At 61.3% G+C, this 12,054-nt stretch carries 9 protein-coding genes; 7 read left to right on the top strand and 2 right to left on the bottom strand.

Features of this window, described 5'->3' with window-relative positions:
* The first annotated feature begins 38 nt into the window (after window positions 1–38).
* From PGC08_RS15150 to PGC08_RS15135, 4 genes are read left to right on the top strand one after another with little or no spacing between them, the layout of a single operon-like run.
* Entirely contained in the window at window positions 39–1,106 is a 1,068-nt protein-coding gene (locus PGC08_RS15150) for a glycosyltransferase (RefSeq protein ID WP_009883288.1), read from the top strand.
* The gene (locus PGC08_RS15145) at window positions 1,103–2,599 is read left to right on the top strand and encodes a hypothetical protein (RefSeq protein ID WP_096161228.1); all 1,497 of its coding nucleotides are present in this window, start codon (window positions 1,103–1,105) and stop codon (window positions 2,597–2,599) included. The genes PGC08_RS15150 and PGC08_RS15145 overlap by 4 nt, the downstream gene beginning before the upstream one ends.
* 22 nt (window positions 2,600–2,621) lie before the next feature.
* Entirely contained in the window at window positions 2,622–3,134 is a 513-nt protein-coding gene (locus PGC08_RS15140) for a GtrA family protein (RefSeq protein WP_271708798.1), read from the top strand.
* Between the two features lie 30 nt (window positions 3,135–3,164).
* The gene (locus tag PGC08_RS15135; protein ID WP_096161227.1) at window positions 3,165–3,527 is read left to right on the top strand and encodes an iron chaperone; all 363 of its coding nucleotides are present in this window, start codon (window positions 3,165–3,167) and stop codon (window positions 3,525–3,527) included.
* 97 nt (window positions 3,528–3,624) lie between these two features.
* Here PGC08_RS15135 and PGC08_RS15130 read toward each other — a convergent pair whose 3' ends face one another.
* The gene (locus PGC08_RS15130) at window positions 3,625–4,809 is read right to left on the bottom strand and encodes a DUF6716 putative glycosyltransferase (RefSeq protein WP_096167644.1); all 1,185 of its coding nucleotides are present in this window, start codon (window positions 4,807–4,809) and stop codon (window positions 3,625–3,627) included.
* A gap of 61 nt (window positions 4,810–4,870) precedes the next feature.
* The gene (locus PGC08_RS15125; protein ID WP_226829824.1) at window positions 4,871–5,860 is read right to left on the bottom strand and encodes an alpha-2,8-polysialyltransferase family protein; all 990 of its coding nucleotides are present in this window, start codon (window positions 5,858–5,860) and stop codon (window positions 4,871–4,873) included.
* A 467-nt stretch (window positions 5,861–6,327) separates the two neighbouring features.
* On the opposite strand from PGC08_RS15125, the gene PGC08_RS15120 reads away from it, so the two are divergent.
* The 3 genes from PGC08_RS15120 to PGC08_RS15110 are packed head-to-tail and all read left to right on the top strand — an operon-like array spanning window position 6,328 to window position 11,488.
* A complete protein-coding gene (locus tag PGC08_RS15120) occupies window positions 6,328–7,848 on the top strand; it encodes a polysaccharide pyruvyl transferase family protein (protein ID WP_271708797.1) in 1,521 nt (506 codons plus the stop codon).
* Window positions 7,845–9,638 carry a glycosyl transferase gene (locus tag PGC08_RS15115; protein WP_009883281.1) on the top strand — a complete coding sequence of 598 codons (1,794 nt, stop codon included), beginning with the start codon at window positions 7,845–7,847 and terminating at the stop codon, window positions 9,636–9,638. The genes PGC08_RS15120 and PGC08_RS15115 overlap by 4 nt, the downstream gene beginning before the upstream one ends.
* A complete protein-coding gene (locus PGC08_RS15110; RefSeq protein WP_271708796.1) occupies window positions 9,635–11,488 on the top strand; it encodes a polysialyltransferase family glycosyltransferase in 1,854 nt (617 codons plus the stop codon). The genes PGC08_RS15115 and PGC08_RS15110 overlap by 4 nt, the downstream gene beginning before the upstream one ends.
* Window positions 11,489–12,054: the final 566 nt, after the last annotated feature.

Below are 12,054 nucleotides of genomic sequence, written 5' to 3'. Positions count from 1 at the left end.
CCGATCCGGCCGTAGAACCACGACGAGGAGATCACCGCATGCTCGAGGACACCACCAGGATCGCTGCGATCGTGCCCTGCCACAATGAGGAGATCACGGTGGCGAAGGTGGTCCATGATCTTAAGGCCGCGGTCCCGGGGATCACGGTCTACGTCTACGACAACTGCTCGAAGGATCGGACTTCGCAGAGAGCCGCCGAGGCGGGGGCGATCGTTCGCAAGGAGAACGCCCCGGGCAAGGGCAACGTTGTCCGGCGAGCCTTCGCCGACATCGACGCCGACATCTACGTGATGATCGACGGCGACGACACCTATGAGGCCTCGCATCTGCCCGAGATGATCGACACTCTGGTCTCCGGGCCGTATGACCATGTGCTCGGCGTGCGCCAGGACAACCAGGCGTCCACCTCGTATCGACCCGGTCACGAGGCCGGAAACATGATGTTCAATCGGCTTACCGGCTGGCTGTTCCAGTCCCAGGTCACCGACATGCTCTCGGGCTACCGGGTCTTCTCCCGTCGATTCGTGAAGTCGTTCCCCGCGATCAGCAAACGCTTCGAGATCGAAACGGAGCTGACCGTGCACATGATGTCCCTGCGCCTGCCCAGCACCGAGGTGCCCATCGATTTCCGCGACCGTCCCGACGGCAGCGAGTCCAAGCTCTCGACCTTCAAGGACGGGTTCCGCATCCTCGGACTCATCTCCGCACTGGTCAGGCACGAACGGCCGAGGCTGTTCTACGGTGTCATCACCACCATTCTTGTAATCGCTTCACTGCTGTTCGGGCTGCCCGTGGTGTGGGAGTTCTGGCAGACCGGGCTGGTGCCGAGGTTCCCGACGGCGATCCTCGCGACCGCTTTGATGGGCTTGGCTTTCCTGCTCGGCAGTGTGGGCCTGACCTTGGACGGTCTGCGGCGGGCCCGCCGTGAGACCTCGCGATTGGCCTACCTGGGGTTACCGGCAGTGTCCACACAGGCCGTGTTCTCACAGAATCGGTCCACTGAGACCCTGTCCGCTCAGCCGGCGGCCGGGACACATCCACATGGCCGTACCCAGACAGCTGAGCATACGCACCGATCTAAGGTGAGGACCCCGCTCGCCTCATGATCGAACCGAGCTCTCAACAGCAGCGGAGAGTCGGTAAGAGACTGCGCACCTTCGCCACCTCAGGGTTGGCCTGGGATATCGTGCTGGCACTGATCACTCTGATGTGGTCGTTCGTCTTCATTCGTCTCTTCTTCCCCGGACGGGCCAACGTCGACATCGGCAACCAGTACCTCCAAGCGATCGGGAAGGCTCCCGTCACCGACTGGCACCCGCCGATCATGAGCATCGTGTGGCGAGGACTCATCAACGTCACTGGCCAGGCTGGCAGCCTGCTGGTCCTCCAAGTCATCATTCTTGCTGTGGCCAGCTGGCTGATCGGAGTGCTGGTGCACCGCAACGGGGCACCGCGCTGGGTGTCCCTGTTAGGCCCGGCCATCATGATGACCCCCTGGGTGATCTCGCAGATGATGACACTGTGGAAGGACACGCAGATGGCCGTGGCTCTGCTGCTGGCCGTCATCCTGCTCATCGTCGCCAGAACGGTGCCGAAGGGCTGGATCCTGTGGATCCCCGCCGTCGTGCTCCTCGTCTACGCGCTGGGGGTGCGCAAGAACGCCGTCTTCGCCATCGTGCCCATTGCGATCTATGCCGCCTTCTGCCTCGTGCAGAGGTTCAACCTCAAACGGGTTGTTCTCTCGACCGTGGCACTGACCGTCGCCGTGCTGGCGATTCTGGGAGTCGGGATGAAGGCCACCGACGCCGCAATCGCGTCGGCGGCCGACGTGAAGCCCACAGGCCAGATCTCGCAGATCTTCCTCGACGACGTGATGTTCTCCGTTCCCGACGCCCAGCTGCAGGCCTCCGACGCACCGGCCGAGCTCAAGGACCACATCAGCTCGGCCCGGGACAAATGCCTGGAACGCGGCGAGAACTGGGACGCCTATTGGAACTGCTACGGCAGGGGAGTGACTGGCAGAGCCTTCAGCCCCATCGCCTATCAGGACGAACTCAAGGACCTGTGGATGACCGAGGTGATCACCCACCCGCTGCGCTACCTCAAATACCGCACCTCCGTGTTCTCCATGTACTTCTTTTCCTCTAGCCTCGAATACTGGGACGGCGACTGGAACGGTGATGCCGAGGAGGTGGGGATCGCCGACTCCGACCCAAAGGCGGACTACATCTTCCAGCCCTATGTCGAAGGATTCGCGCTCGCCACGTTCCCGATGCTGTTCAAGCCCTGGTTCTGGTCACTCGTGGCAGTCCTCGCCCTCGTCTTCGCCGGGCGAACCCGACCCGCGCGCGAGCAACTCCGGCTCGAGACGGGGACCCGGCGTCAGCGCAACTTCGCGCCCGAGATCACGATGCTGGCCACCTCGGCGCTGTGCTATATCTTCGGGTATCTGCCCATCGTCCCGGCAAACCATTTCCGATACACCTTCTGGCCCGCGCTCGCCGTGACCGTGGCACTGATCTTCATGCTCGCCGAGTGGAGGAGGCGACGATCGGTGGGCACGCCGCGATCGCGGGCATTCAGCGAGTCCGAAACCTAGCCGACTAGAGTTGATGTCTGTAATGAAAGAGTCATTGTCGGCCCGTATGCGGCGCCTCGCGGCGGAAGCGTTCAAGTTTCTCACTGTCGGCGGTTTGGGATACATCGTCGACGTGGGGCTGTCCAACGTCCTCGCCTACGGCCTGGGATCGATCCCCCCGCTGCTCGAGGGCAGCCCGATCAAGGCCAAGATCGTCTCCACCATCATCTCGATGGCCGTCGTGTGGATGGGCAACAGGCTCTGGACCTACGGAGACCGGACCACCGGCTCGAATCTGCGCGGCATCTCGCTCTTCATCGCCGTCAACATGGCCGGAATGATCATCACCGTCATCCCGCTGGGTGTGACCTGGTACCTGCTCGACATGCGTGACCAGCTGACCTACAACATTTCGACGAACATCATCGGCGTCGGTCTGGCCATGATCTTCCGCTTCTACGCCTACCGCACGTGGGTGTTCAAAGAGGCATCTCCCGACGCCGAGGTGGTCGTGGAGATGGGCGAACCGAGCACAGTTCCCGACGACCGGGACTGAGGCGGCTTCGGGCTGGAGAAGGAGAATGTGATGAGTGAGAAGACGATGACCGTCAATGAGTATCTTGATGGTGTTGATCCGGACTTCAGAACGGAACTCGAACGGATCCGCAAGCTCGTGATCGAACTCGTCCCGAGCGTCGAAGAATCCATGAGCTACCGCATGCCGACGCTGAAGTACAAGGACCGTGCCCTGGTGTACTTCACGGCCTCGAAGAAGCACATGAGCTTCTACCCCTCGTCGTGGGCGATCGACGAGTTCAAGGACCGGTTGCAGGGCTACAAGACTTCTGCACACGCGATTCAGTTCACCCTGGATAAGCCCCTGCCCACTGAACTTATTGAGGACCTCGTTCTCTTCCACAAGCGTCAGATCGACGAGGACCGGCACTGACCGGACGCGGCACCCAAGAGGCTACGACGATGTTTCGTCAGTGAGCGGCTTTGCTCGACGATGACCGGTCGGCACGCGGTGCAGCATTCACAGAGGATTACCGCGCGTACCGCAGCTTCTGATAGGCGCGGATGACCGGGGTCGGTGTCACTGTGCGCAGTTCGGCGCGGATGAGCAGGCGCTTCTGCTTCCACACGGCGCTGCGTCGATTCGGCAGCTGACCGGCACGGGCGCGCGTGGCGAGCAATTCCAGATGGTGACGCAGCCCGCCGTCATCGGAATGGAAATAGTTCTCGGCCAACCACGCTGAAGTGGGGAATCCGATCTCCCCGGCGGCCACCTCGGCGAGGGTCCCGGTGGCACCGGAATCGGCGAAGGGCTCGTTGAGAAGGTCCCGATCGAAGCCGAAGTCCGAGATCAGCAGGGTCGGAATGCCACGGTCGAAGGCCTCTAGAGCCGCAGTCGACGACACCGTCACCAAGGCAGCACCGGGCACGAGGAACTCGTCGAGGGGACCGTAGCCGAGGCCGATGAGGTCGGCGCCGGGAACCTCTTCGCCGCGCAGCGACTCGAGAATGTCGTAGTACGAATGGAGCTCATGATGCGTCTCATGCTCGCCGGGGCGTGAGCGCATCTTGATGATCACGCTCGAATCCCCGTGGGCAGAGGCAAATTTCGCAAGGGCGCGCACGATTGCCTCACGATCGGCCAGCGACTCGGGCACCTTGGCCTGCGGAGCGAACACGAGCGTCTGCGGGGTTTCGGCGGTGTCGGCCTTCGGCTGTGGGACACCGGCCGAGCGCAGCATCGGCAGGCGGGACAGGTAGATCTCACAGGGCACCTGCGTAAGTGCACTGACCTCGGTGTACTGGGCCACCTCGGCGAAGGAATGAGTGATGAACGCATCCATCAGACGGCGATAGTTCATGCCCTTGTTGCTGGCGGGCAGGCCCATGCCGGGCAGACCCGAGATCAGGGCCGGACGGTGCTCAAGCAGGTGCGCGGAGACGAAGAGCTGCGCGACGATCGGGCCGGTGGCGGCACCGAGGACGATATCGGCGCGGAAGTCGGCGATGATGCGGGCCACCTCGGTGCGGGCCACGATCGGAATGCTGCGTTGCGCCCATGACGTGCCAGCCGTCGCATTCGTGATCTGCTCGGACGTGGGCAGGATCGGATTGTCGATGAGGTAGACCTCGGCCTCGACATCGGGCAGGGAACTGAGCAGCTGCGTTGCCCACTTGAGGTAGGACTCGCTGTCGGAGAACGAGACGATGCGCATCGGGCCATCTGCGCGTGACTCCGACGGCGGTTCTGAGGGTGAGGACGGTGGATATGGTGGATTAGGAATCGACATCTGCCTTGACCGACTGGGCGTTGAGGGACTGACGCAGACTATCGGCTGAGGACCCGGTCCACCACTCCGTAGGGATCTCCGTGACGTTGATCGTCACGTCCGGGTTGAGGACTGACAAGGAGATCGCTGCAGTGCTGGGAAGGCTGCGGATGATGGAATCGGGCGGCAGATTGATCAAGCGCAGCTCGATCGGCAGGCCGACGTGCTTGATGCGCACACGTTCGTCGCGATCAAGGTCGGCCAGGAATTCGTCGGCCTCGCGGCGGTGCGGGTAATACGTGATCGGACCGTTCGCCAACAGCCCCTCGAGCCAGGACCGGTAGGCATCTTCATGGATAAGACCATCGGCGACAAGAGAGGAACCGATGACCGGATTCTCCCGGGGGTGGCTTCCGCCGGTTGGCAGTGTCTGCAGGTGTTCGAACCTGTGGCGGGTGATCTCGGCGCCGGTCTTGAGGAAGTTCTTGCGGAGGGATTTTGAGGCAGGCAGAGCGGTGTGCCAGCGCAGCCTTCCCAGTGGAGCCAAGCCGCGCAGCCGGTCCGCGACATGGGCTGCCATGATTGCCCGTGATGTCTTCAGCTTCTGCCGAGGCCGAACCAGGGGCCCATGTTTGGCGGTGAGGATCTCGATCGTCGAGTAGGTGGCCAAGCCGTCGTCGAGGATGACTACTTCAGGCATGCGCCTCTCGAGGTAGGCCAACGAGAGTGCCTTGTGGACCTGGCCGGAGCATGCATCGCCGATGTAGATGCGATCCGGGGGCTGCTTGCGCAGAACTCCAGGCTTGGCACCCTCCCGTTCGAGACGGACATTCTTCGGCAGCCAGGCGGTGTCGAAGGCATCGAGGAAGGACGTCATGCCTTTGGCATTGGGGCGAGCACGGATGAGCATGTCCTCATCGGGCTCATGCGCCTCGAGCGCGGACAGGAACTGGAGTGGCGATTCGACGAAAGCGATCGACTTCATCAGTTCAGACATACCCTTCTTCACCGGGGTGGCCCTTCCAGAGGGTTTCGCTCCTGATGATTTCTTGCCTTTGGCCATCATGAGGTCAGTATTTCCTCCGCTGCGGTGTCATTGCTTTGTTTACCTCCGCTGTCGGAACTGTCTCTGGTGGCATTGTAGGCACGGTCTCTTCTTCCATCGGTCGTTCGCGGTCAATCTAGTCTTCGCGGGGAAACCCCCGGTGGATGGCAGGTGAATGAGATGAATTCCCGCGCGAAATCACCGGTGAAGTAGCTCAGTGACCCCGACGTGAACGGTTGCGCAACGTCAGGCAAATTCGGCATTTGAGGTCGTCGTTTCGGTGACGTGCCATGGAACATGGAGGACGGCTTCGGTGCCGAGCCCGATGACAGACGGGTATGCGCACCCGTGCCGATGAGATCAAGTTTTTCGCGGGTCAGCCGTCTGACCTGCGACCGGACAAGGGAAGTGAGCGATCAATGGGTACGGTGTTCAAGCTGTTTCACTTCGACATTGCCACGGAGAACAACTTCGGGGACACGCTGCTCTTTCCTGCGGTCAAGCACATGTTTGAGGCATACGGTGCAGGCGAAGCATTCGACATCTACGATTCGCGCCCGTTGCGTGAGAACGTCGGTCCGGCTCTGGTGAAGTACATCAACAGAACCGCCGACGCGGTCGTCGTCGGAGGCGGAGGACTGTTCCTCTCAGACACGAATCCGAACCGTGAGTCGGGCTGGCAGTGGAGAATCTCTCTCGATATGCTCGAGCAGCTCGAAGTCCCGCTGATCGTCTTCGCCGTCGGCTACAACCGCTTCTACGGCCAGCCTGACTTCGAGCCGCCATTTTCCGAACACGTGGCGCGGACGATCGAGAAATCTGTCTTCTTCGGACTGCGCAACCACGGCTCGATCGAAAAGGTCGCAGAGTATGTGCCGGATGAACTGAAATCCCGGATCACCTACCAGCCCTGCCCGACGACTCTGTCGAAATCCGTACTCCCCATCGATGTCGAACAGCCGGATGCCAAACGGATCGGCCTCCAACTCTCCACGAGCAGACGCTATGCAGGGCACGGAGTCGGCCCCGACATGGTCATCGAAAGGGCAGGTCAGCTGCTCCCGCGTCTGGAGGAGGCCGGGTGGGACGTCGTCTTCACCCCATTCACGAACCCCGACCAGCGCCTGTCGGCCCGCTTGGGAGAACAGTTCAAGTCACGTGAAATGGTGCAGGTCTACGGCGATGACGTTCTCACCCGGGGCCTGCGGGACCTGGCCGATGTTCCGTTTCTCCTCGGCTGCCGTGGTCATGCGCAGATGATTCCCTTCGGCCTCGGCGCTCTGCCGTTCTCCTTCGACGTCCACCCCAAGCTCGGCTACTTCCTGTCCGATATCGGTAGGCCAGAGTGGCGTCACGATCCGAAGGATCCCGCCTTCGCCGAATCGATTCTGGCAACGATCGAAGACGGTTGGGAGAACCGGGAGGCGAACCGGACCCATATTGCGGACAAGCAGGCCGATTTTCTCGACATCACCTTGGACAACCTCGACGTGATCTACTCGGAACTCGGCGGCGACCCCTCCACCCTGGAATCCCGTTTCGCACCCTATGACGCGCAGGCATGGAATATGGCGCGCAGCCGGTTCCTGCTCGAAGTGCAGAGGGAGAACAGCATCCACCGTCAGCAGACCTCCGCCGAGAACGCACGCAAAACCGAAGCAGAGCTGAAGACTGCGCTGCGCAACTGTCGCACCGCGGCCGATGACCGTCAGATTCTCGAAGCAACAGTGCTCAGGGAGCAGGTGAGCGCGGGGACGATGCAGAGGGAGAAGAGGAGGATCGAGGAGAAGACGAAACAGCTGGAGCAGGAGAATCGCGCACTGCGCGAGCAGCTTCAACAGCAAGGCTCCTCCACAGCCAGCACCAGGCTCAGACGGGTGCGTCGAAATGTCGGCAGAACGGTCGACAACGTGATGAAGAGAGGACAGTCCGACTCATGACCGATGTGTCGAACACAGCAGACACGCTCGAGCCGAGCACCTCCCGCAGCGGTCGATCCGCTCTCGTCGTCGACCCTCGGATCAATCAAGCCGACGTCGACTATGGGCTCATTCCGGACAATGTCGAGGTCTTTCGCTACGGAACCTTCGACAGCGAGGACGTGGCCCTGTTCGGGCACACAGTTGCCGGGTGGTTCGTCGAGGACAACGTCACGATGTCTGAGATCACCAAGATGACAATTCGCGGTGAATACAGCATCGACGAGATCCTCATCGACTCCTCACGCAGCACCCGATGCACTGATGAGTTCCACCGCATCGGGCTCGACAACGTCCGTGACTATTCGCCGCTTCTGGTTACCGCCCCGAAGATTGCGGCGCACTTCATCCGCGAGCTCAGGCCCTCAGCGCTGAGCACGATGACAGCTGCCGTCGCCGCAATGGGATATTCGAAGATCTACATCCTCGGTGCCGCTCTCTCATCGATCACCACCCAACGTCCCTACATCTCCGTGCGCAGACGCCGCCCCACAACTGGTGTGTCTCTGTCACGTCGCTACGACTCCTGGGATCACACGAACGCGGAAGTGGCTCTGCTGGCCGATGTCGCCACGTCATACCCTGACGCTGTGCTGCGCGATGTCACTGTCGGAAACCGGATGTTCCCGCTGCTCAAAGCGGCCAAGACTCAGCCATCTGATCATCGACTGATTCCCGCGCCGAAGTATCCCTCGGGGTTCGCACATCTCTACAAGCAGCTGCCGGTCGGATCTCAGGGTGAGCTGCTGCGCTGCGCGTATGTGACTATGTGCGATTCGCAGGACTACCTGTGGGGCGTGCGGGCACTGGCGAACTCACTTGGGCGAGTCTCCGACGTGCCGCTGATCCTCATGGTCCCGCCCGGATTCGACTGCGGCGACATCACCTTCGAGATGGGCAATGTGCGCCTCTACGAGGTCAACTCCATTCGCAGCCCTCATCAGCCGAAGCAGCATCAGTCGAGGTTCTCCAACACCTACACCAAGCTCGAAGCCTTCGGTCTGACATTTCTCGATCGTGTGGCCTTCATCGATGCCGACACCGTGGTCCTGCAGAGCACCGACGAACTCTTCGAATTCGAGGGATTCGCCGCCGCGCCAGACTTCGGGCTGCGCCTCGAAAGCCACCGTTTCAATTCCGGTGTGTTCGTCTGCTCGCCATCGAGCGAGCTCTACATGAGCATCATCGACGCGATTCCTGACACACCCTCCTACGACGGCGGTGACCAGGGATTCCTCAATGTCATCATGGACGAGATCACCTGGCTCCCACACCAGTTCAACACCCTGCGACGAGCCTTGGGACGATATCCGGATGTCATCCGTGGCGATGAGGCCAGGATCGTGCACTTCGTCGGCCCGAAACCGTGGAGTCTCAACGGCGAACCCGAATGGTCTGACCTCGACGGCCTGTGGTTTGCTCAGCTGAGCGAGCGCGAGAAGATCCAGTTCATCATCGAACTCCGTGACAAAATCGCCGCGCCGCCCCCGTCCCCGCCCGCTGAGGCGGTCCAACCTCCCCAGCTCCACGGATATCGCTTGGCTCAGCAGCTCCTGGAGGCAGGCAAACCGAACCAGGCCATCCGGGTATCGAAGGAAGCGCTGCGCAACAACAGCTCATCTCTGGCGAATCGACGAGTCCTGGTCCGAGCGCTGGCAGCAAGTGGAAACAGATCGGATGCGGCACGCGTGGCCGCGAAGACGTTCGGGCTCCAAGCAGCTCGGCGAGTGAGGAGAACTCTCTCCAAATGAAGCGACTATTCGTGGTCAACGGCCTCTTCGGATTCCTCAACTGCATGGCAACCAGCGGTGTCGCCGAACACGACGATCTCACCGTGCTGGTGCTCTTCAGCTCCGACCCTGATGCGAATGCCGATTTGGAACGCCGCATGCGTTCGCTTGCGCCCGTGTCGAAATGCGTGTTCCTGACGGATCCAGCACTCTACATCGGTCAGTTCTCCGACCAGGAGTTTATGGACGACCTGGTGAGCAATCCCGGTGAAGTGAGGATGTTCTTCACTCATAACACCTGGCTGCACAACCGCATCTTCGCGGCCTACCCCAAGGCGCGTGTCATCCTCTACGAAGAGGGCCTGGCCTCGTACTATCCGGGACTGTTCGCGAAGTACGACGAACCGGAGAGAGTGGCTGGAGTATATTGCCACAACTATTTTGATCTCTACGTGTCGCCTGATGCCGATGAGTATCCGGAGAAGTTCGGGGTTCTCAACCGTGAGCGCTTCCGCAAGCTGCTGACTCAGGTCGCGAGAGAGCCTCAGGGCCAGATCCTCAACTCGGAGACCGTCGTCGTAGTCGAGCAGTACCTGTTCAAGAAGGGCCGTGCCCAGAGTCTGGACGATGCAGCAGACGAGTACGCCGAAGCAATCCGAAGCATCGTCGACAAGGGCTATGAGGTCGCCTACAAACGTCATCCGCGGGAGTCGTCTCGCCTGTTCGAACTGATCGGAGAGCGGCTCGAGGCACACCATCGCGATCAAGTCAGAGAGTTCCCCGAATCCGGTGGGCTGCTGGAGGAGATCATCCTGCACCAGCCGCCGGCCGCGGTCGTTGCAATCAGTTCGACCAGCCTGCTGAGCGTGCCGCATTATTTCGGAGTTCCCAGCTTCACAATCCGATCCCGGGCCCCCTACGACGTGGCCAAGGCCGTCGGAGTGGAACGCCGGGGACTGACGTCGAACCAGGTGGCATTGGCTGCTCGAGTCCCGAACATCGACGACCTGCCCAATGTTCTCCACCGAAGCACGGCAATGGGCATCTTCCGCGCCCGTTTCACCAAACAGCCCCGGCTGTGCGACGACGCGGGCCTCCGCGCCCTGGGCGAAGTGGACTTCGGACCGGAGTACGTCGAACTCGTTCGTCAGATTTCCGATCCCGGTGTTCGCGCAGTGTCATTCGACCTCTTCGACACCCTCGTCAAACGACCTGCGGTGAATGCCTCCGACGTGTTCGCTCTGCTGGATCGGCGCCTCCGCGACCTGATGCCGAAGTTCGTTCGCTTCTCCGATGTCAGATCAACAGTGTTCAAACGCCTCGACGCTCAGATGAAGCAGCACGGCGGTCGACCAGCTGAATATGCACTCTCACAGGTCTACGACTACATCGGCGGGGTGCTCGGACTCGACAGCGACCAGCAGGCGTCGCTCATGGCAGAGGAAGTGAAGCTCGAAGCTGAGCTCGTCCAACTGCGTCGATCCGGATTCGCCCTGACTCAGGTGGCCGAGGCCTACGACAAACCGTGGGCAGTCACGACAGACACCTACTTCGACGAGGACCAGCTCAACGCAGTCGCCCTGTCGAAGTTGCCGGCCTCAGCTCACCATGTGACCACATCCTGCAGAACCAGAAGACGAAGGCCGCAGGCGATCTCTTCGCAGTCACCGCCACGGTATTCGACCTGCCGAAGAATGCGATTCTCCATGTCGGAGACCGCAAAGACCATGACGTGGACAACGCCGAACGTGCCGGACTCAAGGGCGCCTGGCTGCCCAGCGCGACGGATGCCGCCCAGTTCCACCCGCGACTCGCCGCGACCTGGAAGGACGTACGCGAGGAGAGAGCTTCGGCCCTGCTTCGTGGAATGATCCAATCCGAGGTCTTCGACAACCCCTACCGAAACTTCGCTGATGATTCGACATGCGGCGGCAGTCCCGAACTTCTGGGTTATGCTGCGGTCGCACCGGCGCTGATCGGATGGGCCTCATGGATCCTGCAGACTGCGGCGAGACACGACAACGATGCTCTGCTGTTCCTGTCTCGTGATGGATACCTGCCGCTCGAGATCTGCCGACGTTTGGCAGAGGACGCACGAGCTGGTGAAACTCAGGCTGGCGGCGCACAAGTTGGCGACGCACATGTCGCAGGCGTGCCGGACATGTCGTATGTGATGAGTTCACGGCGAGCCATGTTCGACCTGTTCAGCCAGGAGAGAGGCCACGTCGGGTACACCGAATTCGTCCACGGCCTGAGTCCGCGCACCTCCGTCAGGACTTTGCTGACGACGAGGTTCGGGGCGACCGCGGCAGAGGAATTCGGTCCGACGATCGCCGCAGCCGGACCGGGAAGCGCCGATGCCAAAATCGGCAAGAGCGTCGACAGCGTGAAGAACGCTCTGTCACAGTTCTCCGGATCAATCGTGCAAGAGCGTGCA

Origin of the sequence: Brevibacterium sp. BDJS002 (assembly GCF_028201555.1) — a bacterium.
In the GTDB taxonomy this organism is placed as follows: domain Bacteria; phylum Actinomycetota; class Actinomycetes; order Actinomycetales; family Brevibacteriaceae; genus Brevibacterium; species Brevibacterium aurantiacum.
Note: the sequence above shows the minus strand (reverse complement) of the source record. Positions and strands in the feature narration are given on the sequence as shown.

What these genes read in the sequence shown, in the direction of transcription:
- PGC08_RS15150 (WP_009883288.1), top strand. Translation starts at nt 39, where the DNA reads ATGCTCGAGGACACCACCAGGATCGCTGCGATCGTGCCCTGCCACAAT.
- PGC08_RS15145 (WP_096161228.1), top strand. Translation starts at nt 1,103, where the DNA reads ATGATCGAACCGAGCTCTCAACAGCAGCGGAGAGTCGGTAAGAGACTG.
- PGC08_RS15140 (WP_271708798.1), top strand. Translation starts at nt 2,622, where the DNA reads ATGAAAGAGTCATTGTCGGCCCGTATGCGGCGCCTCGCGGCGGAAGCG.
- PGC08_RS15135 (WP_096161227.1), top strand. Translation starts at nt 3,165, where the DNA reads ATGAGTGAGAAGACGATGACCGTCAATGAGTATCTTGATGGTGTTGAT.
- PGC08_RS15130 (WP_096167644.1), bottom strand. Translation starts at nt 4,809, where the DNA reads ATGCGCATCGTCTCGTTCTCCGACAGCGAGTCCTACCTCAAGTGGGCA.
- PGC08_RS15125 (WP_226829824.1), bottom strand. Translation starts at nt 5,860, where the DNA reads ATGTCTGAACTGATGAAGTCGATCGCTTTCGTCGAATCGCCACTCCAG.
- PGC08_RS15120 (WP_271708797.1), top strand. Translation starts at nt 6,328, where the DNA reads ATGGGTACGGTGTTCAAGCTGTTTCACTTCGACATTGCCACGGAGAAC.
- PGC08_RS15115 (WP_009883281.1), top strand. Translation starts at nt 7,845, where the DNA reads ATGACCGATGTGTCGAACACAGCAGACACGCTCGAGCCGAGCACCTCC.
- PGC08_RS15110 (WP_271708796.1), top strand. Translation starts at nt 9,635, where the DNA reads ATGAAGCGACTATTCGTGGTCAACGGCCTCTTCGGATTCCTCAACTGC.